We start from the raw sequence: 22,230 nt of genomic DNA, 5'->3' as shown, positions 1-22,230 counted from the left end.
AGGTAGGAAGACGACATGAAGCGCTACGCATACATTGACAATTGTTCGGGCTTTGTCTGGGGTCTTCAAGACGCCACCACGCCTCAGCAGGGCGCCAAGCAAATGGACGAGGAGCTGGGCGCGAGCGGACGCCAGTACGACCTGACCGACGGGCCGGCGTTCAGCAACGAGACTGGCTATCACGTTCACGTCGTGCCGATGGACCTGGACATTGCAGATGGCCAGGACGAGGACGTAATTGAGGTCGTGTCGGCGCTTCCCTATGTCGGCTATCTGCGTGTGACTGCCAGTGCCTAACAGCCCGAACCGCAGCACCACGGGGGCATGGCCGAGCCCCACCGCCGAGCAATGGCGAGCGTTGCGGGACGCTCACGGCCTGACCCAAACGCAGGCCGGCGAGCTGGTGCTGACCCCGTTGAGCACGGTGCAGAAATGGGAGAAGGGCACCAACCGCATCCCCCCAATGGCGTGGGACCTGTTTCGTATCCGGCTCGGTGTGATGCCGGCCAGCACCTCACGGTGAACCCTTCTCAACCCCGCTCGCGGGGTTTTTTTTCGTCCTTCAGCCGCCGGCCGCGTCGCGTTCCTTCTTGAGCTGCGCCTGATGCCTGCGCGCATAGTCACCGGGCTGGATGCCGTCTTGCCGGCGCTTCTTCATATCGACGTATCGGCTTTCCGGTATGCACGGCTCTTGATCCAAGCGCGCCACGGCGCGGTCGATGGCGTCCTGCAGGCTGCCCGGGCGGCTGGATGTCAGGATGGCTCGGATCGTGCGCGCCAGGTTGCGCAGCCGGTACGCCTCCCACAGTGCCAGAGATAGCGACTCGGGCGTGGCCGGGCCCAGGGCGGCCGCCCGCAGCTCGGCTGCGGTCCGGCGGGGCAGCGGGTGCAGGGGGTCGTCGCGGTCCGGGGGGTAGGAACTCATAACTGTATAAACATACAGCATTTCAGGCAGGCCCGCCGACGCGCGTAGAGCCCGCAGGAGGCGCTCACGCCTGAGCGCGCACGCAGACGCCCAGGGGCGCGCCAGGACGCGCCTGGAGGCCGTGGACGCGCCCCAGGGGCACCGATGGCCAGGCGGTCGGCCGGACGGGTGCGCCCGCGAATCCTCGGGCCGGCGCGCGCAGTTCTCCCCCCGCCGCGCCTGGGCGCTTCATCTACAAGAAAAGACTCGATTTTCGGGACATCTCACATCCAGGCTTGGCGCGGCTCGGCGGCGAGAACGGGGGGCTTGTCAGGTGACGCAAAACGACGCAGCAGCGACGCACTATTTCTTATCCTGGTCTTGTGCTTTATGTAGGGCTTCCTGGCGTTCATACGCGGCCTTCTCCCAGGTTGGGATAGGGCTCTTGCTGTCTTGTTTGTAATGGTGGAAAAGCCGTTTCAATTGGAACTCGCAGTTGCGTATCAACCGCGCGTGGGATGCTTCGCGGTTGGTGTGGAAGTTCATCATCCGCTCGTATGCAGCGTACTGGTCTTCCGTGACTTCCTCACCGTTCAACAGGTAGGTAATACCTTCCGGGCGCACTTTGACTTGAGCGACTTTAGACCGGTTATTGATGACCCAAACGTCAGCTGCGCGCTGGAGGATTGCAGTGTCCAGTTCTTCTGTCAGCACGTATTTTTCCACGTACCAGTTGAGAGCTTTGTCCCGAAGCACGAAGAGAAGGGGCTGAAGGAAATAGACGCCCACCCACACTGCGACTGCTTTTAGGATGAAGCCCCAGGTTAGAAATTCGTCCATATCATTGCTTCAAATTGTTAGCATGGGTTGGTACTGTAGATTGGAATGATGACCCTTGATAAGGTTTTTTGCTTTTCAGCTGGTATATCTGCTGGTATTTTTAAATTCCGAACAAAACAATATATTATTTATCAAGTAGTTGCTGGATTTATTTTGATGACTCCGTCTCCGCCAGAATGCAAGCAGCCTGCTTGCCAGGCAGCTCTGAAAACCCATGATCGCGCAAGCGTCATGGGTTTTCTTTTTGTGCGGTCGCCCATGCCGGGTCTGCTATGGCGTTGGGAAATGCCGGTTTCCCGGCCTTGGCAATCCCAGGTGCTCACGCAGCGTCGTGCCCTCGTAGTCCTTGCGGAAAATGCCGCGCCGCTGCAGTTCCGGCACGACCTTGTGGACGAAGTCCTCCAGTCCGCCTGGTAGCCACGGGAACATCACATTGAAGCCGTCCGAGCCCTCGGTTTCCAGCCAGGCCTGCATCTGGTCCGCGATGGTGCGGACCGATCCCACGAATGCCAGGCCGGAATACCCGCCCAGGCGCAGGGCCAGTTGCCGAACCGTCAGGCCTTCGCGTCGGGCCAACTGGATCGCGCGCTCCCGCCCGCTCTTGCTGCCGTTGGTCTCCGGGACGTCGGGCAGGGGCTGGTCCAGCTCGAACGCGGAGGCGTCGGTGCCCAAGGCGATCGACAGCGAGGCGATCGCGCTGTCGAGGTGCACGAGGCTGTCCAGGTGCGCGCGGATGGCGTGCGCTTCGGCGTCCGTTTCGCCCACCACGACGAAGGCGCCGGGCAGGATTTTGAGGTGGTCGCGTGCGCGCCCCAGACGGTCCATGCGGCCTTTCACGTCCGAATAGAAGGCTTGGCCGTCGGCTAGCGAGGACTGCGCCGTGAAGACCACCTCGGCGGTTTCGGCGGCCAGTTGCCGGCCGGCTTCCGAGGCGCCTGCCTGCACGATGACAGGCCAGCCCTGCACGGGGCGGGCAATGTGCAGCGGCCCGCGCACGGTCAGGTATTTGCCGCGATGATCCAGGGTATGCAGGCGTGCGGGATCGAAGTAGATCCCGGATGACGCATCACGCACGAAAGCGTCGTCGGCCCAACTGTCCCACAAGCCCGTTACTACGTCGTAGAACTCGCGGGCACGGGCGTAGCGCTCGGCATGGTCCAGGTGTTCCTCGAGGCCGAAGTTCAGCGCCGCATCCGGGTTGGATGTCGTGACGATGTTCCAGCCTGCCCGCCCATTGCTCAGGTGGTCCAGCGATGCGAAGCGGCGGGCGATGTGGAAAGGCTCGTCGAAGGTCGTCGAGGCCGTGGCGACCAGACCGAGGCGTTCCGTGGCCTGGCTGAGTGCCGACAGCAGGGTGAAGGGCTCGAACGAGGTGGCGGTGTGGCTGCGCTTGAGCGCTTCGCGCGGCATGTTCAGAAGCGCCAGGTGGTCAGCCATGAAGAAGGCGTCGAACTTGGCGTGTTCCAGCAACTGGGCGAAGCGTTTCAGGTGCGCGAAGTTGAAGTTGGCGTCGCGGTAGGCGCCAGGATAGCGCCAGGCGCCGGTGTGGATGCTGACGGGGCGCATGAATGCGCCCAACTTGAGTTGGCGTGGGGAGGTCATGAGGCGAGGCGGGCTGTGGCTGAACACTTCACCCTATCCCATCGGGCAGGCGGCAGGGAAAGACAGGACGGCTATAAGGCTATAACACCGCGCGTCTCGCCGCCGGCGCCGCCGGCAGACTAGCGCTGCTGCGACTTCCCGTAAGCATGCATCGCCGTCATCAACTGTTCGCGCACGAAATGCTCATGCATGCGCGCGCCCATGCCGCGCATGCCGGTCTGCTGCACGCTGGTGGTGGACAAGCCCAGGATGCTGCCGGGCAACGCGGCGAAGAAACCCAGGGCATCCCGCTCGGGGCCTTCACCGTCAGGCATCAGGCGCTCTTCGAAGAAGGCATTCAGCGCGGCCACGTCCTGGAAGCCCGGCGCGGTGTAAGGCATCTCGACCCGTTCGCGCTGGTACTTCAGCCCGGGCTTGAAGCTGCGCAGCAGCAGGTCGGAGGTGTCGACGACCGCCTGGTCCACGGCTTCGGGCGAGGTCTCCTGCATGACACTCGTGGGCACCGCGAACACGCCTACAGCGCGTTCGCCCTCGGGATAGGTGCTGTCCTCGAACATGACGGCGGGAAAGCCGGCCTTGACCGGCTTGACGGGTTTCCACCCTGGCGGCATCAGGAAGGGCATGACCTGGCCTGACGGCAGCGTCATCTCGTGCCGTTCCATCGACGCTTCCAGGGCGTCGCCCAGCGTCTCGTTCACGAAGACCATGGATTTCTGCAGCATCTCCTCCAGCCTTGGGATCCAGACAGCGGCGTGCGCGTCGTCGATTTCGGCGCGCACGACGACGATCGCCAGCCCGCGCCGCCACACGTTGATCATCATGCGCTTGGTCTGGCCGTTGACCTCGCGGCTGGCCATGATGCCTGCGCCGCCTTCGTCGAACAGGCGATCGACGCTGTCGACCCGATTGGCCCACACCGAGGCGAACAGCATGCCGTAGCCGATCTCCAGCGCGGCCCGCTCGGGCGGGATTTCGGCGGCATAGACGGCCAGCGTGGGCAGGCCGGGCTTGTCGCTCTCTGCCACGAAGAGCTGGCGCATGTCGCGGACGGTGCCCGATTCATCGAAGCGGTTTTCCTCGGCTTGCGTGCGCACCCACGTCAAGTCGCTGGGGACCAGGATGCGGAAGTCCAGCGAGCGTTCATCCTGGACCTCGATGGTGAGTTCGGTGGCATCCACCACGTCCTTGCCGGCGGCGGCCGTGCCGGAAGCCGCCTGCGCCAGGGCGGGGGCGCCAGGGGCCGCGGCCAGCAGCAGTCCCGTCAGCAGGGCTGCCAGCGCCAGGCGCCGCATGTCGTATCGCTGTCTTGTTCGTGTCTTCATGAGTGCGTGCATCTTGTTCCGGCCCCGTTATCGCGTGCAAACGTAGCACGGCCGCGCGCCCCGGGGATGGGATCGACACCAATGGATACGCCTTCATTGCCGGTGCTTGCCGCCTCAGTCCATCCTGGCCTGCCGCAGTACCGAGCAAGGCACCCAGCCGCTGCGTTCGTCGGCGGCGCGCAGGCACCAGACCCAGCCGTTGAGCATGCGGTTGCCTTGCAGGATGTCGCCCGGCAGCACATCCAGTTCCCGAGCCGTGTAGTCTTCCAGCGCCGTCCCGAGGCCGTCGCCATCGCGGACGATGATCTGTCCCGGTACCCAGCCGCCAGCGTGGGTGTCGGTCTGGCAGAAATGCCAGTTGTCCCATCCTTCGGGGCCCTCATGGGTTTCACCCACGCGCAGTTGCGTGCCCGCCGTGAACGCGATGGGATCGGGATGGTCACTGCGGTGGGGGCGGAGCACGAGAAAAAGCACGGGGGCGAAGCTTGGTGAATTGGGAAAAATGTGGGAGACAAGGAGGGTCGGGGAGCTTGGGTAACGGCTTTTAACTGTATAAATATACAGTTGTCCGGATCGGATTTGCCATCTTGTGGCGGCATTGAAACAAAAAGTAAAACCGCGGATTAAGTCCGCGCTTCGTGCGTTCCTATCCTCATGGACGACCCTCCTCCTCGACACATCAAGGATCACCTTCCCCTCCTGCGCCGCTATGCCTTGACCCTGGCGCGCAACCCCCACGACGCCGAAGACCTGGTCCAGGAAGGCCTGGCGCGCGCCTATGCGCAGCGCGGCAAGATCGGCAAAGTGGAAAACGTGCGCGGGTGGCTCATGGCGATCCTGCACCACACCTTCATCAGCGACTGGCGCCGGCGCCAGCATCCGGCGCGCCAGGCCGTGAGCCTGGACGAGGTTGCCGATATCGCAACCCCGCCCGCGCAAGAGCACGCGGTGCGCCTGCGGCAGCTGCAGCAGGCGTTCCTGCGCCTGTCGGCGGACCAGCGCGAGGCGCTGCACCTGGTGGCCATCGAAGGCTTGTCCTACCAGGCGGCCGCCGACGTCCTCGATGTTCCCATTGGCACGCTCATGTCCAGGCTGGGCCGCGCACGCGCGGCCTTGCGGGCCATGGAGGCACCCGTGCGTCCGCGCGGGCAGGCAGCCGAGTCCAAGCATCTCAAACTAGTTGGAGGCGATGATGGCTGAATCCGACCACGACACCGACGCGATCACCGAGTTCGATATCGACGCGTACCTGGACGAACAACTCGACCTGGAGCGCCGCATCGTGGTGCAGGGGTATCTGGCGCGCACGCCCGAGGCAGCCACGCGTGTCATGGCCGACCTGGAAATCCGCGATGCCCTGCGCCTGGCCGCCACCCGGGAAGCGGCCTGCGCCGGCCCGGGCGCGGCGCGCCATGGCGGCGCGTCGGCCGACATGCTGGCCGGGCGGCTGCAACGGGCCCACACGCGGGCGCGCTGGTCGCGCCGCCTGCGGCCCGCGGCCGTGGCCATGGTCATGCTGACGGCGGGCTGGACTGGCCACGCGGGTTACGCGGCGTGGCAGGGGCAGGGCGCCACGCCCGCCCTGCATGCGCATCCCAGTGTCGTGGACGATGCGGTACGCGCGCACCGCACGGCGGTGGCCCGCGCCGCCATGGTCTCGCAGCCAGACGTGCCGGTGCTGGACACCGACGAGATCCTGCGCAGCCTGGGCATCCAGATGCCCGCGCTGCCCGCCGATTGGCTGATCCGCGACGTGCAGGTCTTCCCGGCCAGCAATGGCCCTGGCGTCGAGGTGACGCTCGACGTGGTTCCCGACGCGGGGCCGGACTGGGCGCTCGAGGCCGTGCCCGCGCGCATGGTGTCGGTCTTCGCCGCGCGCGCGCCGCAGCCCGGCGCGGCGGCTGCCCTGGAGCAGGGACGCTCCCGCGCCGAGGACACCAGCGTCGTGTACTGGCGCAAGGGGCAATGGGTCTATGCGCTGGCAGGCAACCTGCCCGAGCCCGAATTGAGCGTGATGGCACAGCGGCTGGCGCCCGCCGTCCCCGCCGTGCACTGATGACCACAATAACAACGCAAGGAAAACCGCAACATGCTGTTTGACTGGATGTCCGACCCCACTGCGTGGCTCGGCCTGGCAACCCTGATTGTCCTGGAAATCGTCCTGGGGATCGACAACCTCGTCTTCATCGCCATCCTGGCGGAGAAACTCCCCGAACACCAACGCGACCGCGCGCGCCTGATCGGCCTGTCGCTGGCGCTGATCATGCGCCTGGGCTTGCTGGCCAGTATTGCCTGGATCGTCACGCTGACCGCGCCGCTCTTCTCGGTGTTCGGGCATTCGTTCTCGGGACGGGATCTCATCCTGTTCTTCGGGGGCGCCTTCCTGCTCTACAAGGCCACGACCGAACTGCACGAGCGGGTCGAGGGCGCGACGCATGGCAAGAGCGGCTCGGCGCAATACGCCTCCTTCTTCCAGGTGATCGCCCAGATCGTCGTGCTGGACGCGGTGTTTTCGCTGGACTCGGTGATCACCGCCGTGGGCATGGTCGACGAGCTCAGCATCATGATGACCGCCGTCATCGTGGCCATGATCGTCATGGTGGCCGCCAGCAAGCCGCTGGTGCGCTTCGTGGGCCGCCATCCCACGGTGATCGTGCTGTGCCTGGGCCTGCTGCTGATGATCGGCTTCAGCCTCGTGGCCGAAGGCCTGGGCTTCCATGTGCCCAAGGGCTATCTGTACGCCGCGATCGGCTTCGCGATCCTGATCGAATGCTTCAACCAGCTGGCGCAGCGCAACCGCCTGCGCCGCGTCAGCGCCATGGGCCGGCGCGAGCGCACGGCCCACGCCGTGCTGGCGCTGCTGGGCGGACGCCGCTCGCGCCGCGCCAAGCAGGATGAACTGGACGACAGCGTCGTGGCGCTGCCCGAGGACGATCTGCCGGTCTTCGCGCCCGAGGAAAGCACCATGGTCGAACGCGTGCTGGAGATGGGCGCGCGCAGCGTCGACGCCATCATGGTGCCGCGCCGCGACATGGTCTGGCTGGGCGTGCGCGATACGTCCGAGGACGTGTTGCGCAAGTTCGCCTCGGGCCATTCGCGGCTGCCGCTGTGCGATGGCGATGCCTCGAACGTGATCGGCGTGCTGCACTTCAAGGACGCGATGCAGGCCATCACGCAGCCCGGTGCGCTCGACCTGGTGGCACTGGCGCGTCCGCCACGCTTCGTGACGGATGCGATGCCGGTGATCAGGCTGGTGGAGGAAGTGCGCCAAAGCCGCGAGCACATGCTGATCGTGGTGGACGAGCACGGTGGCTGCGCGGGCCTGGTCACGCCCATGGACATCCTGGAGGCCGTGGCCGGAGACCTGCCCGAGCACGATGCCGACGGCGCCGACAGCACGGCGCAGCCCGATGGGTCGTGGCTGCTGTCAGGCAGGTTGTCGGTGGATGAAGCCGCGCGCCTGCTGGATGCCCCCGAGCTGCGTGACGACTTCCCGGACGACACGACGCTGGCGGGATGCCTGCTGCGCCTGGGTGGCCGCATTCCCGAGGAAGGGGAAGTGCTGGCCTGGCGAGAATGGGAATTCCAGGTCAGCCGCCGCAGCCACCTGCGCATCGAGCAGGTGACCGCCAGGCAGGCGGCGCGGCCTCAACACTGATCGGGCGGAACGTGGAAAGGGCGGCAACCTGTCGGTGCCGCCCTTTTTTTTGCCGATCCGCCCTGCTTGGGTCCCGCTTGCGCGGGGCAGCCGCAGGGCTGGCGCACTACAGCACGCTCAACACCCCGCCTCCCGTTCCCAGCGCCGCGGCGGTGCCGGCCAGCAGCCAGGCATCGCGCCTTTCCGCGCCGACCCGTGGGGCGGCCCAGGCGGCGTAGGCGCAACTCAGCGCGATCAGCAGCATCCCGATTGCGTAGACATCCATGACTTCCTCATGCAGACATGGCCGTCCGAGGGGACGGCCTGTATGCGTGACGCTTGGCGGGGAGGTTTCATCCCTCGCGGCTTGCCCGCGGCGCGTTATTTCCCACGCAGCGCCACCGCCATGCCCGCGGTGACCACGGCGACACCCGTCCACGCGGTGGTCGATGGCATTTCCCCCAGCACGGCCACGGCCAGCACCGTGGTCAGGCAAGGTACGGCGGCGGCATGCGCGGGCGCCAGTCCCAGGCGCCGCGCGGTCACGGCATAGAAAGACCAGCACAGCGATGCGCAGACCAGCGCCGCGTCCCCCAGCAACTGTCGCGACGAGGCGCCGAGCAGGCTGTCCCAGGCCATGGCCGCGACGCCGATGCCGATCAGGGCGAGTCCCAGGCGCTTGGCGGCACCGGCCTTGGCGCCCGTGAGCAGCATGGCCGCCAGGAAGGTGGTGAGGGGCAGGGTGCCGTGCAGGAGCGCCGCGCCGTGGCTGGCGGGGGCCATCAGGAAACCGGCGTACGCGAAGAGCGCGAAACCCAGGCCGCCCAGGAAAGCCAGCAGGATCGCGCGACGAAGGGCGAGCCCGCGCAGCCCGTAATGCCAGAGCACGGGCAGCATCAGGAGGCCGGCCACGCCGAAGCGCAACGCGGCAATGTCGGGCAGGGTGAGCGGCGAACGGGTGAAGCCCAGGCGGGACACGAGCGTAAAGCCGGAGAAGAGTGCCACGACCAGCAGGGCGCAAGCGATGCCCATGCCTTTGCCGGGCTGGACCACGGCGCGTGGCTGATGGGGGGGGGCGTGGCGCAGGAGGGCATTGTGGGCATTGCGGCAAGGGACGGCAGGCTGACGGGCCCCAGCATGCCCAGGATGATGTCCAGACTCAATTGAGTTTTTCGCAGGATTGGGATGTGCGGGGCACATGCAAGTCCGGCGCCTCGGGCCTTGCCTGCCGGACCCAGGCTGCTTCCCGGACGGCGACGATCATGGCCTCGGCCAGGGCTGGCAGGCCCGCCTCCCGGCGCGTGGCGATGCCCAGCGTGCGTTCGGGCGCGCCGCGCAGCGGCGTGATGGCCAGCGTCTCGTCCAGGATGAGTTCGGCGCCCGACAGGGGCAGCAGCGAATGGCCGCAACCTGCCTTGACGAACTTGCCGATGGCGTTGAGGTTGCGCAACTCCATGACGGGGCGGAAAGCCACGCCTTTCTTCAGGAAGGCGGTTTCCACCACGCGTCGCGTGCCCGTGCCTTGCGGCATGGCGATGAGCGGCAAGGCATCCAGCGCCGGCACCGACCACGCGTCCAGGCCGCCCGGCCGGGCATCCTCGCGGCGCGAGAGCAGCACGAAGCGCTCCTGCAGGATTTCCTCATAGGCGAGGTCCTTGTGGATGACGTCCAGGCCCGTCAGCGCCAGGTCGGCCTGCCGCGTGCGCAGCAGGTCCAGCGCCGTATCGGTGAAGACGTCGTGCACGCGGATGAAGGCGTTGGGCGTCTGCTCGCGCAGCTTGCGCACCAGGGGCGGCAGCAGCATGGCCGCCAGGGTGGGCAGGGCGGCGACCGACAGGCGTTGCGCATGATTGCGCGCCACTTCCTCCAGTTCCGTGATGCCTTGCTCGAAGGCATTGCTCACGCGCGTGGCCACCTCCAGCAAGGCGTCGCCTTCCGGCGTGAGCTGCACGCTGCGTGTCGTCCGCTCGAAGAGCCGCGCGCCGACTTCCTCCTCGATCTCGCGGATCAGCTTGCTCATGGTGGGTTGCGTCACGCAGAAGGCGTCGGCCGTCTGGCTGAAATTCAACGAGTGCGCGAGCGAGACGAAGATCTTCAATTGGCGCGGCGAAAGATTCATGCCTATCCCCCATCAATGCGGTCGCAAAATGAATTTCCGCCTGCGCGGACCGCCTCCTACTATAGGTGCACACATTCGATCGCGATGAGGGCGCCCATGCTGCGCCGCAAAATCAACAGGCTGAACAGGCAGGAGACAGGATGCTGAGGCTGGATGGGAAAGTGGCGCTGGTGACCGGTTGCGGCACGCGCGGGGAAGGGTGGGGCAATGGCCGCACGATCGCGGTGCTGCTGGCGCGTCAGGGGGCGACGGTGTTCGGCAGCGACATGGACCTGGCGGCGGCGGAAGCGACGCGGGATCTCATCCGGAAAGAGGGTGGACACGCCGAGGTGGTGCAGGCGGACGCCACACGCCACGAGGATGTGGAACGCATGGTGGCCGCGTGCATGGCCGCGCATGGCCGCATCGACATCCTGGTGAACAACGTGGGCCGTTCCGAGCCTGGCGGACCGGTGGAGATGGACGAGGCCACCTGGGACGAACAGTTCGACGTCAACGTGAAGTCCGCCTACCTGGCATGCAAGGCCGTGCTGCCCATCATGGAAAAGCAGGCGCAGGGTTCGGTCGTCAACATCTCGTCGGTGGCTGGCCTGCGGTATGTCGGCAAGCCCCAGGTGGCCTATGCGGCGGGCAAGGCGGCGTTGATGCAGATGACCCGGACCACCGCGGTCATGTATGCCCCGCGCGGCGTGCGGCTGAACAGCGTGGTGCCGGGCCTGGTGTTCACGCCGCTGGTGCAGCGCCTGGCCGATAAATACGCGGGCGGCGATTTCGAGGGCTTCGTCGCCCACCGCCACAACCAGGTGCCGATGGGACGCATGGGGGATGCCTGGGACGTCGCGCACGCCGTGCTGTTCCTGGCCGCGGACGAAAGCCGCTACATCACCGGGCAGGAGATCGTGGTGGATGGCGGGCTGGTGCAGGCCACCCGTTGACGCAGGTCAGGACCAGGGAGACAGCCATGGCGCAGGCAGGCCGTTTGCAGGGCAAGGTGGCGATCGTGACGGGCGCGGGTTGCGTCGGGCCTGGGTGGGGCAACGGCCGCGCGATTGCGCACCGTTTCGCGCAGGAAGGCGCGCGCGTTTTCGCGGTGGATCGCGACCTGGCCGCCATGGAGGAAACGCTGGCGCGCATCCGCGAGGCGGGCGGCGACGCACGGCCCTATCGCTGCGATGTGATGGACAGCGAGGCGCTGGCCGGCATGGTGCGGGATTGCGTGGCGGCTTTCGGCGGTATCGACATCCTTGTGAACAACGTGGGCGCGCCTGTTCCAGGAGGCCCCGTCCAGCTGTCCGAGGCGGACTGGGACCGCCAGATCGACCTGAATCTCAAGACCGTGTTCATGAGCTGCAAGCACGTGATGCCGGTCATGGAGGCAAGGGGGGGCGGCGCCATCGTCAATATCGCGTCCACCTCCGGCATCCGCTGGACCGGCGCGGCGCAGGTCGGCTATGCGGCGGCCAAGGCCGGCGTCATCCAGTTCGCCCGTGTCGTGGCCGTGGAGTATGCGGCCAGGCGCATCCGCATCAATGCCGTGGTGCCGGGCCAGATGCACACGCCGCTGGTCGAGGCCAATCTTGCGCGCATGCAAAGCGGCGGCGACGTCGAGGCCTTGCTGGCCCGCCGCCAGAAACGCATTCCGCTGCCTTTCATGGGAGATGGGCGCGACACCGCCAACGCGGCGCTGTTCCTGGCGTCGGACGAAGCGCGTTTCATCACCGGTACCGAGTTGGTGGTGGACGGCGGCATGAGCGCGCGCTGCGACTGAGGACGCACGCGCGCATCGTTGTTTCGGGCCTTGGGGCCAGCCCGGCAGTCAGTACCACAGAGCCCCGCCGTGCGGCGCGCCGGATGGGTTGCGCTTGCGGCAACCCATTAGGAGACAAGCGATGAAGTGGAGCAGACAGGCCCGGGCGGCGTGCGCCGCAGTGATCCTAGGCGCGGCAGTTCCCGCGGCAAGCGTGGCGGCGCAGACCTTCCCGGCCAAGCCCATCCAGTTGGTGATTCCCTTCCAGCCCGGCGATACCGACAACATGCTGCGTCCCTTCGTGGACCGCATGCAGGAGTTCCTGGGCCAGCCCGTGGTGCTGAACTACAAGCCGGGCGCGGGCGGCGGCATCGGCGCGGGGTCGGTTGCGGCCAGCCCGCCCGATGGCTACACGCTGGTGGGCAGTTCGCCGGGGTCGCTGGTGGTCGTGCCGCTGGCCAACAAGGAGGTGAAGTACCGATTCGACGACTTCGCGCCCGTCGCCGCGCTGGCCGAGGGCGGCCTGATGCTGGTGGTGCCCGCCTCGTCGCCGTGGAAGACCGCCAGGGACCTGGTGGAGGCGTCGCGCAGGAAGCCCGGCGATGTCACGTTCACGAGTTCGGGGGCGCTGGGCATCACGCACCTGCTGGCCGAGGCCTTCGCCAGGGAAGCGGGCGTGAAGTGGACGCACATTCCCTTCCAGGGCAGCGGGCCCGCCATCACGGCCCTGCTGGGCGGACACGTGCAGATGGCGTCGACCGCCATTGCGCCGGCGCAGGCGCATCTGCAGGCGGGCACGCTGCGCGCGCTGGCCGTCTTCGGCGACCAGCGGCTCAAGGCCTATCCCGACGTGCCCACCTTGCGCGAGCTGGGCTACAGGATCGGCAGCCCCACCTTGTATGGCATCGCCGCGCCGAAGGGCACGCCGCCCGAGGTCGTGGACAGGCTCTATCAGGCTGCCCGGCAAGCCAGCGAGAAATATGCGGGCAAGATCGGCGAGACGCTGACGACCTTCGGCGCGCAGGCGCATGTGCTGGGGCCAAGGGAGTACGCCGAGTACCTGAAAGGGCAGCATGCGCTCTTCGCGGAGGCGGTGAAGGGCCTGGAGTGAGGCGGGCGCCGCGCGGCCGTTACGACACAGGATCGGACTCGCCGACGTAGCGGCCGCCGTCCACGATGAACTCCACGCCGGTACTGAAGCGGGATTCCTCGCTGGCCAGGAAGGCGACGAGATTGCTGATGTCGGCGGGGCGACCGGGTTCCTTGATGAGCTGATTCGGCCGGATCGGACTGTTCAGCCCGGCGGTCAGCTCGGTGACGATTCGTCCAGGGTGGATGGAATTGACCCGGATGCCGTGCGGGGCGAGCTCCAGGGCGGCAGCCTTGGTGAAGCCCCGCACGGCCCATTTTGCCGCGACGTAGCCGGCTGTGTTGGGCAGGCCGATGAGGCCGGCGATGGACGATACGTTGATGATGCTGCCGCCGCCTGCCTGGATCAGCGAGGGGCCGATCACCTTGGTGCCCAGGAAGGTGCCATGCACGTTCACCTGGATGACGGCATCGAAATCCTCCAGGGACGTGTCGATGATCGGCCCCAGTTTCTGGATGCCTGCGTTGTTGACCAGGATGGAGACCGGGCCGAACGCGGCTTCGGCCGCCGCCCGGGCGGCCACCCAGGACGACTCCTCGGTCACGTCCAGGTGCACATAACGCGCGTTTTCCGCGCCGAGTTCGGCCGCCAGGGCCTCTCCTTCGCTGTCCAGCAGGTCGCCGATCACCACGCGGGCGCCTTCCTGGACGAAGCGGCGCGCGTGCGAGGCGCCCAGTCCGCGCGCGCCTCCCGAGATGAAGGCTGTCTTGCCGAGCAGGCGTTGGGTCATGTCGTTTCCTTTGTGTGAAAGTGGGAAGGGAGGGCGCAGGCAGGCAGGCCGAGGCGTTCGCGCAGGGTGCCTGGTTGCGATTGCTGTGCCGGTATCAGGCCCGCGCGCCGCAGCAGCGGTGAAACCTCCTCCACGAAGAACGCGAGGTCATCGGGGAAGGCGTGGGGCATCAGCATGAAACCGTCGGCGGCGCCGGCGTCGAACCATTGCGTCATGTACGCGGCCAGGGCCCGCGGCGTGCCTGTGAACGAGGCGTGGCCCCGGCTGCCTGCCAGCAGGTGGAGCAGGGCACGGATACTGGCTGGGCGGTGCTGCTTGATGAGTTCAGTGATGACGCCGTAGCGGCTCTTGATGCCTTCGAAGGCTGACAGGTCGCCGAGGAAGGCGGGCAGGGGCCCATCGAGGGAATGGCCGGACAGGTCGATGCCGAAACCCGCCAGCCACCCCAGGGACGCCTCCGGGGATATCAAGGCGTCCAGCCGTTGCTTGCGTGCCGCGGCCGCGCCGTCGGTGTGGGCGAGGGAGGGGCTGATGCCGGGAATGACCTTGATGCTGTCGGGAGACCTGCCATGCGCCTGGGCGCGCTGCCGCAGGTCCGCGCGAAAGGCCTGGCCGGCTGCCAGCGTGGGCTGCGCGGTGAAGACGACGTCGGCATGGCGGGCAGCAAAGTCGCGCCCTTGTTCGGAAGAGCCTGCCTGCACCAGCACGGGACGTGGCTGGACAGGAGGGGGCATGCCGTTGCCGGCGTGGGCATTGCGCCAATGCGCAAGCACGCTTCGCACCACGACATCGCCCCGGGCATAGCGTTCGCCGTGCGGAATGGGTGTGTCCTGTCCGTAATTGGCCGCGGCTTGCGGCTCGCCGTTGGTCACGATGTTCCAGGCGGCACGGCCGCGGCTCAATTGGTCCAGGGTGGCGAAGCTGCGCGCCAGTTCGCCGGCCTCGCCGAAGGTCGCCGATGCCGTCGCGATGAGGCCGAGGTGCCGCGTGGCCTGCGCCACGCCGGCCAGCAAGGTCAACGGGTCCAGCTCCCAGCGCGGGCTGTGCGCCACGCCTGGGTAAAAGACGAAGAAATCCGCCACGAACATGGCATCGAAGCCCCCCTCTTCGGCGGTACGCGCCAGGGATTGGTAGTAGCGCAAATCACGCAGGCGTTCGGGCTCGGCGGAGGGCAGGCGCCATGCCGCCTCGTGATGGCCGGTCACGAGTGCATTGACGAAGAGGATCAGTTTGCGTGGACGTGTCGCGGTCATGGCGTTGCCTGCTGGAGAGACGTGCCGGTGGGCACGGCGGGGAGCGGGCGAGGCAAGCCCAGGCCGTCGCGCAGGCTGGGGGTGGCAGGACGGGGCAGGGTGTGCGCCGTCAGGATTTCCTGCCAATGCGGCGAGCCGATGGGCAGGCTGAAGACTCTTCCCCTTCCTTGTCTGCCCTGCGCATTGCCGGGCGTGTCCTGGCGCAGCAGCACCGGACCTGGCGGAACTTGCGCGAAGCTGGGCGAATCCAGCAGCGTGACCTCCGCGTTCTCGTGCGGGCCCCCGTAGCGCACGGGGTGGCCCTGCGGCGGGCGCGGGATGTCGAGCGGACCGGCGGATCGCCAATGCAGGCTGCTTGCATGAGCGGGGCGCACGCGCGCCAGGTTCACGTAGTGGCCGCTTGCCTTGTCGCACACCCGGGCATCGTCGTCCCAGGTGTCCCACAGCGCGGCCAGCATGTGGGCGTAGCCCGCGGCGAGCGGCGGCTCGAGTCCGGCAGGCAACTGCCAGCCCGCGCGGCCGCCACTGACGTGGTCGAGCGCGGCCAGCCGGCGGGCGGCATCATAGGGATGGGTTCGGGCGGGATCGATGCCTGCGACAAGCCCGATGTGACGGGTCTGCGCGGCAAGGGCCGCAAGCAGGGTCAGTGTGTCGAAGCTTGCATCGCCCGGCATCAAGGCCAGCGACGTCCACCCCGCCGCCTCGGCTTGCAGGGCCAGGGCCAGCACGTCGTCGAAGCGCGCGCCCGGGGAGGGAAGAAGTTCGGCGTGCAGCCAGTCGCGTGGCCCGGTTTGCTGGCGATCAGCAGGCAAGGAAACCTCCGTCGCAGGGAATCAGTGCGCCCGTCACATAGTCCGAGGCCGCGGAGGAGAGAAAGACCGCCAGGCCCTGCAGGTCATCGGGCCTGCCCCAGCGACCTGCCGGGACGCGCGACAAGGCGCTGGCGCTGGCGGTGGCGTCGCCAGACAGCGCCGCCGTCAGGGCCGTCTGCATGTAGCCGGGAGCGATGGCATTGACCTGCACGCCTGCCGGGGCCAGGGCCACCGCGAGGGAGCGGGTCAACTGGGCCAGGCCGGCCTTGCTGACGCCGTAGCCCAGCGCTGCCGGGGAGGCGGCGATACTGCGTATGGATGCGATGTTGATGATCTTGCCTGCGCCCCGTTGGGCCATCGCGGCGCCCAGCTGCTGCGACAGCACGAAGGCGGCGCGCAGGTTCACGTCCAGCTGGATGTCCCAGTCGGCCTGCGTGTGCTGGTCCCAGTTCACGCGCCGTTGCAGCCCCGCGTTGTTGACGAGGATGTCAGCGCGGCCCTCGCTGGCTTCCAGGACTCGCCGTGCCGTCTCCGCCAGCCCGGCGGCGTCGGCCAGGTCAGCCTGCAGGCTGCGCACGCGCACGCCCAGCGAGGACAGTTCGCTTTCGGCCTCTTTCGAGGCTGTCCGGTCGAGCAGCACGAGGTCCGCGCCGGCCCGGGCCAGGCCACGCGCGATGCCCAGCCCCAGGCCGCGTGCCCCGCCCGTCACGACCGCAAGCTTGCCTTGCAGGCCGAACAGGGTGTCCAGGCTCATGGCTTGGGCGCGGCCGACAGATCGATGAAGGCGTCGACATCGAACGTGTTGCGCACGAGGCGGTTTTCCAGCAGGAAGCCCACTGAACGCTTCAGCTCGGCGCGCACATCGTCGTTGACGGGCGGCAGCCATTGCGACCGGCTGAATGCGATGAGCGTTTGCTCGGGCGTGAGGCCGAACGTGGGCGCCAGGGCCTTGGCGGAACCGTCGGGATCGTCCTGCAAGGCCTGTGCACCGCGTGCGATGGCGCGCAGGTACGCCTGCAGATAGGCGGGATGCTTTTCCACGAGCGTCTGGCTGGCCACGATGGGGTTGAGGTTGTTCTTCAACCCCTTGCCGTCGCGCAGGACCCGCGCCTGCCCTTCGCTTTCCAGGCGCGTGAACACCGGATCCCAGGCAAGGGCGGCCTCGATGTCTCCCTTGAGCAGCGCGGTGCCCATGTCCTGCAGCGACAGGTTGATGAACGCCACGTCGGAAAGCTTCAAGCCGGCCTCCTGGAGGATGAGCACCAGCAGCTCGTGCACGTTTCCACCGCGCAGTGTGGCGACTTTCTTGCCTTTGAGTTCCGCGACCTGCTTGTACGGGGCATCCTTGCGCACGAGCAGCGCCTGTGCCTGCCCGCCTTGGTAGGCCAGGCCCACCAGGCGGGTGGGAATGCCCGAGGCATGGCCGACCAGCGCTGGCGTGTCGCCCAGCGCTGCGACGTCAAGATTGCCGGAGGCGAAGGCCTCGTTCACGGGCGGCCCCCCCGCGAACTGCGTCCAGGTGACCTTGACGTCGCCGTGGCCGGCCTTCTTGAGTTCTTCCTCGACCCAGCCGTTCTGCTTGGCCAGCAAGCTGGCCGAGTAGGGGACGAAGGTCATGAAACCGATACGCAAGGTGTCTGCCGCGCGAGCGGGCGTGGTGGCGGCCAGTGCCAGGGTGGCGGCGGCCAGCAGGGTGGAGATGCGGGCAAGCATGGGATCCTCGATCAGGAAAAGGCGACGCACGGGGCGTCAGGAGTGGAAGTAGTTGTCGTAGAGAGCGAGCCGCAACGCCGCAAGCCGTGGGTCGTTGCGGGCCCGGGGGTGGGGCAGGTCCACGTCGATCGTCTCGGCGACGCGGCCGGGACGGCTCGACAGCACGACGACGCGGTCGCCCAGGTACAGCGCTTCTTCGATGTCGTGTGTGACCAGCACCGTGGTGACGCGCTCGCGGGCCCGGATGGCAAGCAGCTCGTCCTGCAGTTGCATGCGCGTCAGCGCATCCAGCGCGCCGAAGGGTTCGTCCAGCAGCAGCATGCGTGGCCGATGGGCCAACGCGCGGGCAATCGCCACGCGTTGCGCCATGCCTCCGGACAATTGGGCCGGATAGGCGCTGGAAAAGGCGGAAAGCCCCACCAGCGAGAGCGTGGCGGCCACGCGTGCCTGGCGCTCGTCGGCGGTGAGCCGATGCAGGGCCAGGCCGATGTTCTCGTCGACGGACATCCACGGAATGAGACGGTGGTCCTGGAAGACGATGCCGCGGGCCAGGCCAGGGCCTTGCACGGGGGCGCCGGCCACCTCCACATCGCCCTGGTAGGCGGTCTCCAGGCCGGCCAGGATGCGCAGCAGGGTGCTTTTGCCGCAGCCGCTGGCGCCGATGATGGCTGTCACGCCTCCTTCGGGGAAGCGCAGGTCGATGCCGTCCAGCGCGTGGACGGCGCGGCCGTCCCTGTCCGTGTAGGTCATCGACAGCGAGCGCAACTGCGCGCCTGGGGAGGTCGTGGGTATCGTCATGATCACAGCCCCGCGAACCGGGTACGCCAGCGGATCAGCCGCTGTTCGGCCAGGCGGAGCAGGTCGTCGCTGAACTTTCCCAGCACCCCCATGCAGAGCATGCCTGCCAGCACGAGGTCCGCCTGCGACATGGCGCGTCCGTCCATGATGAGGAAGCCCACGCCGCTCGAGGCCGCGATGAGTTCGGCCGCGACCACGCACATCCACGCCATTGCCAGGCCCAGCCTCAGGCCGCTCATGATCTGGGGCAACGAGCCGGGCAGCATGATTCGCCTGATGAACAGGCCGCGCGGCAGTTCCAGCACCTTCGCCAACTCCACATAACGGCCATCGGTTTGCCGGACTGCGTCCACCGTGCTGGTCAGGATGGGAAAGAACGCACCCAGCACGATGATGAATATCTTGGCGCCTTCGTCGATGCCGAACCACAGGATGGAGAGAGGAATCCAGGCGATGGGGGGGACCGGCTTGAGTACCTGCAGTAGCAGATCGATGAGGTGATCCAGTTGCCGGAAGACCCCCATGCCGATCCCGAGCGCCAGTGCGAGCGCCGCGGCGATGCCGAAGCCTTGCAGGACGCGCAGGCTGCTGGCGCTCACATGCCGCCACAGGTCTCCGCTGGTGGCCAGCCACCACACGGTGTCTGCCACGTCGCTGGGAGCGGGCAGCAAGGTGCGCGACACCAGTCCGGCGTTGCTGGCGAGTTGCCACAGCAGGATCAGTGCGATCGGCAACCCGAGCCTGGACGCCCGGTGGGCCAGGGCGGCAGGCCACATCGCGGACACGCGTTGCATCAAGGTTGCACGCCGCTGCGCAGGCGGGGCCCCAGTTCCGTCTTCAGGCGGGACTGCATGGCGTTCAGAAATCGGCATAGATATCGGCGCGTATCGCGCGGGTCAATGATGTCCTCGACACCGAAAGCCTGCGCCGTCGCCCAGGGCGAGGCGAGCGAGCGCAGTTCGTCCTCGATCTCGGCGCGGCGCGCGGCAGGGTCCGGCGCAGCGTCGATCTCGCGTTTGAAGGCGACCTCCACGCCGCCTTCGATGGGCATGGAGCCCCACTCGGCCGAGGGCCAGGCCAGCTTCAGGCCAAGGCCGTTCTTTTCCGTGGTGGCCATTCCTCCCATGCCGTAGCACTTGCGGATGACCACGGTGATCTTCGGCACGCGGGCCTGCACGCCGGCATAGACCGCGCGCATGCCTTCCCTGAGCGTGCCTTCCCGCTCGGCCTGCACGCCCACCATGAAACCGGGCATGTCCACCAGGAAGATCAAGGGGATGTGGAAGGTGTCGCATAGCTCGATGAAGCGAACCTGCTTGCGTGCGGCGCGGACATCCATGGCGCCGCCGTTGCGTTGCGGATTGTTGGCCACCAGCCCCACGGCATGGCCGTCCATCCTCGCCAGGGCGCAGATGAGGGAAGGCGCATGGCTGGGCTGGATCTCGAACACGGAATCCTGGTCGACCAGCATGCCGATCAGGGCGCGCATGTCGTAGCCGCGGCGGCGGTCGCGTGGCACGATGCCCAGCAGGCCTTCCTCGCGGCGACCGGCAGGGTCGCCAGTCGGGCGCCTGGGCGGCAGTTCCCAGACATTGGCGGGGAGGTAGCCCAGAAAGCGCCGAACGAGCGCCAGGGCTTCGGATTCCGTGTCCACGACGTTGTCGATGTTCCCGGAGTCTTCCACCGCCACGCGGCTTCCGCCCAAGGTCTCCTTGTCGACTGCCTGGCCCAGCGCCCGGCGCACCACCGCCGGTCCCGTGCAGAACACCTGGCTTTGTCCGCGCACCATCACGGACCAATGCGAGAGCACGGCGCGCCCCGCCGGTCCGCCCGCCGCGGCGCCGAGGACGGCGCTGACCACCGGGACCTGGCCCAGCAAGGCCACCGATGTCTCGAAACCGTGCACGCCGGGGAAGACGCTGTGGCCGCGCTTGCGCGTGCCGGCCACGGAACCGCCGGCGCCGTCGATGAGATTGACGAGGGGGATGCGGTAGCTGAGCGCCAGGTCTTCCACGAAGCCGCCCTGGCCGCCCTTCTTGCGGTCGCCAGACCAGCTCATGCCTCCGCGCACGGTGAAGTCTTCGCCGCCGACCGCGACCTCCTGCCCATCGATGCGCGCCAATCCCATGACGTAAGGGGCGGGCGTCACGCCGCGGCCATCGGGACCCCGCTGGTCGAGAGGCACGGATTGTCCCGTCAGCTTGCCCACCTCATGAAAACTGTCTGCGTCAACCAGGGTGTCGATGCGTTCGCGGATGGTCAGCCGCGCAGCGGCATGGTGGCGCGCGACGTTGGCATCGCCGCCCAGCGACTCGGCCCAGCGCTGCCGGCGCTGGAGCTCCTCGACTTCCGGCTGCCAGTCCTTGGCTTGCGGGTTCATGCGCCTGCCTCCATCTGTCCCAGCACGCCCTGTTGCGCCAGGGCATCGAGACGCGCGGCGTCGAGGTTCAGCCAGCGCGACAACACGTCGCGCGTGTCCCTGCCGGCAGCGCCGCCGGCCTGCGTGATGCAGCCGGGCGTGCCGCTCAGTTGCGGCACCACGCCGGCCACGGTGACGTCTCCGAGCACGTCGTGGGGAACGCGTTGCAACATGCGGCGGGCGCGGTAGTGCGGGTCGTCGAAGATGTCGGCAAGCGTATAGGCACGCGCCGCGGGGACGCTGGCCGCGGCCAGCGCCCGTTCGATGGCGGCCTGCTCACGCGCCGACGTCCACGCCGCGATTCGCGCGTCCAGCGCCTCCTCGTTGGCGCGCCGCAGGGCAGCCGTGGCATAGCGTGCATCCTCACCCAGCCCGGCATCCTCCATGGCGGCGGCCAGGCGGCGGAAGACGGCATCCGACATCGCGGCGATGTGCACGTGCCCGCCGTCCCGGGTTGGATAGAGGTTGTTGGGCGTGCTGCCAGGCAGCCGCGATCCGGTGCGAGCGGGTACCGTGCCCAGCTTGTCGTAGGCGGGAACGAAAGGTTCCATCATGCTGAAGGCGCCTTCGTAAAGCGCCGCATCCACGACCTGGCCTTTGCCCGTGGCCTGGCGGGCATGCACGGCCATCATGGCGCCGAAGGCGCCATACAGGCCGGTCAGGTAGTCCGTCATCGATACCGCCACCCGCGCGGGCGGGCGGTCCGGATCGCCCGTCATGTGGCGCACGCCGCTGACCGCCTCGCCGATCACGCCATAGCCAGGCCGGTCGCGATACGGACCGTCCTGCCCATAGCCGCTGATGCGCACCAGGATCACGCCCGGGTTGCCTGAAGACAGCACGTCATAGCCCATGTTCCACTTCTCGAGCGTGCCAGGGCGGAAGTTCTCGATGACGATGTCGCTTCGCAACGCCAGTTCGCGCGCGAGCGCCTGGCCCTCTGCCTGACGCAGGTCCAGCGTGACCAGGGATTTATTGCGCAGCAGGCTGGCTGCGTAAAGCGAGACGCCGTCCTGGTGTTCACCCATGGTGCGCAAGGGGTCGCCCTCGGGCGCCTCGATCTTGATGACCTCGGCGCCGAAATCGGCCAGCAGGCGTCCGCAGAAGGGGCCCGCGACGGTGGAGCCCATTTCCAGCACGCGCAGCCCTGCCAGCGCGCCGGAAGGCGGTAGTGTCTTCATGCC

The 22,230-nt window shown here is 67.5% G+C and carries 25 protein-coding genes; 8 read left to right on the top strand and 17 right to left on the bottom strand.

Translation table 11 applies throughout. The annotated features are described in order from the left end of the window. Positions 1 to 15: 15 nt before the first annotated feature. Together ODI_RS15220 and ODI_RS22720 are read left to right on the top strand one after the other, a co-directional pair. Positions 16 to 297 (top strand): hypothetical protein, encoded by a 282-nt coding sequence (locus tag ODI_RS15220; protein WP_067752377.1) that lies wholly within the window; start codon positions 16 to 18, stop codon positions 295 to 297. Next, a complete protein-coding gene (locus ODI_RS22720) occupies positions 290 to 523 on the top strand; it encodes a helix-turn-helix domain-containing protein (protein ID WP_408635832.1) in 234 nt (77 codons plus the stop codon). Before ODI_RS15220 ends, ODI_RS22720 begins: the two co-directional genes overlap by 8 nt. A gap of 39 nt (positions 524 to 562) precedes the next feature. Here ODI_RS22720 and ODI_RS15210 read toward each other — a convergent pair whose 3' ends face one another. From ODI_RS15210 to ODI_RS15190, 5 genes are all read right to left on the bottom strand, one after another. Then, the gene (locus ODI_RS15210; RefSeq protein ID WP_067752380.1) at positions 563 to 925 is read right to left on the bottom strand and encodes a hypothetical protein; all 363 of its coding nucleotides are present in this window, start codon (positions 923 to 925) and stop codon (positions 563 to 565) included. A gap of 342 nt (positions 926 to 1,267) precedes the next feature. Next, positions 1,268 to 1,744, bottom strand: a complete 477-nt coding sequence (locus tag ODI_RS15205) for a hypothetical protein (protein ID WP_067752383.1) — start codon at positions 1,742 to 1,744, stop codon at positions 1,268 to 1,270. A 270-nt stretch (positions 1,745 to 2,014) separates the two neighbouring features. Further along, positions 2,015 to 3,346: an LLM class flavin-dependent oxidoreductase gene (locus ODI_RS15200; protein WP_067752386.1), complete on the bottom strand. Its 1,332-nt coding sequence runs from the start codon at positions 3,344 to 3,346 to the stop codon at positions 2,015 to 2,017. Between the two features lie 119 nt (positions 3,347 to 3,465). Continuing rightward, positions 3,466 to 4,668, bottom strand: coding sequence for a hypothetical protein (locus ODI_RS15195; protein WP_157929771.1), 1,203 nt, complete (start codon positions 4,666 to 4,668; stop codon positions 3,466 to 3,468). A 114-nt stretch (positions 4,669 to 4,782) separates the two neighbouring features. Then, positions 4,783 to 5,130: an SH3 domain-containing protein gene (locus ODI_RS15190; protein ID WP_231968068.1), complete on the bottom strand. Its 348-nt coding sequence runs from the start codon at positions 5,128 to 5,130 to the stop codon at positions 4,783 to 4,785. 192 nt (positions 5,131 to 5,322) lie between these two features. Between ODI_RS15190 and ODI_RS15185 the strand changes: the two genes are divergently transcribed. Genes ODI_RS15185 through ODI_RS15175 form a run of 3 tightly spaced genes read left to right on the top strand, consistent with a single transcriptional unit; the run spans position 5,323 to position 8,326 of the window. Next, positions 5,323 to 5,868 carry a sigma-70 family RNA polymerase sigma factor gene (locus ODI_RS15185; protein WP_067752395.1) on the top strand — a complete coding sequence of 182 codons (546 nt, stop codon included), beginning with the start codon at positions 5,323 to 5,325 and terminating at the stop codon, positions 5,866 to 5,868. After that, positions 5,858 to 6,724: an anti-sigma factor family protein gene (locus ODI_RS15180; RefSeq protein ID WP_157929770.1), complete on the top strand. Its 867-nt coding sequence runs from the start codon at positions 5,858 to 5,860 to the stop codon at positions 6,722 to 6,724. The genes ODI_RS15185 and ODI_RS15180 overlap by 11 nt, the downstream gene beginning before the upstream one ends. A gap of 33 nt (positions 6,725 to 6,757) precedes the next feature. After that, complete coding sequence (locus tag ODI_RS15175) at positions 6,758 to 8,326, top strand: TerC family protein (RefSeq protein WP_067752398.1); 1,569 nt, start codon at positions 6,758 to 6,760, stop codon at positions 8,324 to 8,326. 106 nt (positions 8,327 to 8,432) lie between these two features. Here ODI_RS15175 and ODI_RS22325 read toward each other — a convergent pair whose 3' ends face one another. The 3 genes from ODI_RS22325 to ODI_RS15165 form a co-directional block, all read right to left on the bottom strand. Beyond that, positions 8,433 to 8,591 (bottom strand): hypothetical protein, encoded by a 159-nt coding sequence (locus tag ODI_RS22325; RefSeq protein WP_157929769.1) that lies wholly within the window; start codon positions 8,589 to 8,591, stop codon positions 8,433 to 8,435. A gap of 95 nt (positions 8,592 to 8,686) precedes the next feature. Further along, a complete protein-coding gene (locus tag ODI_RS15170; protein ID WP_067752401.1) occupies positions 8,687 to 9,337 on the bottom strand; it encodes a DMT family transporter in 651 nt (216 codons plus the stop codon). Positions 9,338 to 9,464: 127 nt separating this feature from the next. After that, entirely contained in the window at positions 9,465 to 10,424 is a 960-nt protein-coding gene (locus ODI_RS15165; protein WP_067752404.1) for a LysR family transcriptional regulator, read from the bottom strand. A 140-nt stretch (positions 10,425 to 10,564) separates the two neighbouring features. Here ODI_RS15165 and ODI_RS15160 point away from each other — a divergent pair, with 140 nt between their 5' ends. The 3 genes from ODI_RS15160 (at position 10,565) to ODI_RS15150 (ending at position 13,282) form a co-directional block, all read left to right on the top strand. Continuing rightward, entirely contained in the window at positions 10,565 to 11,359 is a 795-nt protein-coding gene (locus tag ODI_RS15160) for an SDR family NAD(P)-dependent oxidoreductase (protein ID WP_067752407.1), read from the top strand. Positions 11,360 to 11,385: 26 nt separating this feature from the next. Next, positions 11,386 to 12,192: an SDR family NAD(P)-dependent oxidoreductase gene (locus ODI_RS15155; RefSeq protein WP_067752415.1), complete on the top strand. Its 807-nt coding sequence runs from the start codon at positions 11,386 to 11,388 to the stop codon at positions 12,190 to 12,192. A gap of 121 nt (positions 12,193 to 12,313) precedes the next feature. Next, entirely contained in the window at positions 12,314 to 13,282 is a 969-nt protein-coding gene (locus tag ODI_RS15150; protein ID WP_067752418.1) for a tripartite tricarboxylate transporter substrate binding protein, read from the top strand. Positions 13,283 to 13,301: 19 nt separating this feature from the next. Here ODI_RS15150 and ODI_RS15145 read toward each other — a convergent pair whose 3' ends face one another. The 9 genes from ODI_RS15145 to ODI_RS15105 are packed head-to-tail and all read right to left on the bottom strand — an operon-like array spanning position 13,302 to position 22,227. After that, positions 13,302 to 14,051 carry an SDR family oxidoreductase gene (locus ODI_RS15145; RefSeq protein ID WP_067752421.1) on the bottom strand — a complete coding sequence of 250 codons (750 nt, stop codon included), beginning with the start codon at positions 14,049 to 14,051 and terminating at the stop codon, positions 13,302 to 13,304. Then, positions 14,048 to 15,304, bottom strand: coding sequence for an LLM class flavin-dependent oxidoreductase (locus ODI_RS15140; RefSeq protein ID WP_067752424.1), 1,257 nt, complete (start codon positions 15,302 to 15,304; stop codon positions 14,048 to 14,050). The genes ODI_RS15145 and ODI_RS15140 overlap by 4 nt, the downstream gene beginning before the upstream one ends. Continuing rightward, complete coding sequence (locus tag ODI_RS15135; protein WP_067752427.1) at positions 15,301 to 16,116, bottom strand: LLM class flavin-dependent oxidoreductase; 816 nt, start codon at positions 16,114 to 16,116, stop codon at positions 15,301 to 15,303. The genes ODI_RS15140 and ODI_RS15135 overlap by 4 nt, the downstream gene beginning before the upstream one ends. Next, positions 16,106 to 16,870, bottom strand: a complete 765-nt coding sequence (locus ODI_RS15130) for an SDR family oxidoreductase (protein WP_067752430.1) — start codon at positions 16,868 to 16,870, stop codon at positions 16,106 to 16,108. Before ODI_RS15130 ends, ODI_RS15135 begins: the two co-directional genes overlap by 11 nt. Next, on the bottom strand, positions 16,867 to 17,859 hold the full coding sequence (locus ODI_RS15125; RefSeq protein ID WP_231968067.1) for an aliphatic sulfonate ABC transporter substrate-binding protein: 993 nt from the start codon (positions 17,857 to 17,859) through the stop codon (positions 16,867 to 16,869). Before ODI_RS15125 ends, ODI_RS15130 begins: the two co-directional genes overlap by 4 nt. Before the next feature lie 6 nt (positions 17,860 to 17,865). Then, complete coding sequence (locus ODI_RS15120) at positions 17,866 to 18,627, bottom strand: ABC transporter ATP-binding protein (protein ID WP_067752433.1); 762 nt, start codon at positions 18,625 to 18,627, stop codon at positions 17,866 to 17,868. A gap of 2 nt (positions 18,628 to 18,629) precedes the next feature. Continuing rightward, complete coding sequence (locus ODI_RS15115; protein ID WP_074046789.1) at positions 18,630 to 19,421, bottom strand: ABC transporter permease; 792 nt, start codon at positions 19,419 to 19,421, stop codon at positions 18,630 to 18,632. Next, positions 19,421 to 21,007 (bottom strand): acyl-CoA carboxylase subunit beta, encoded by a 1,587-nt coding sequence (locus ODI_RS15110; protein WP_067752436.1) that lies wholly within the window; start codon positions 21,005 to 21,007, stop codon positions 19,421 to 19,423. Before ODI_RS15110 ends, ODI_RS15115 begins: the two co-directional genes overlap by 1 nt. Next, a complete protein-coding gene (locus ODI_RS15105; RefSeq protein ID WP_067752439.1) occupies positions 21,004 to 22,227 on the bottom strand; it encodes a CaiB/BaiF CoA transferase family protein in 1,224 nt (407 codons plus the stop codon). The genes ODI_RS15110 and ODI_RS15105 overlap by 4 nt, the downstream gene beginning before the upstream one ends. Positions 22,228 to 22,230 lie beyond the last annotated feature (3 nt).

This window comes from Orrella dioscoreae (assembly GCF_900089455.2).
Classification (GTDB): domain Bacteria; phylum Pseudomonadota; class Gammaproteobacteria; order Burkholderiales; family Burkholderiaceae_B; genus Orrella; species Orrella dioscoreae.
This window is presented reverse-complemented; position numbering and strand designations above follow the sequence as displayed.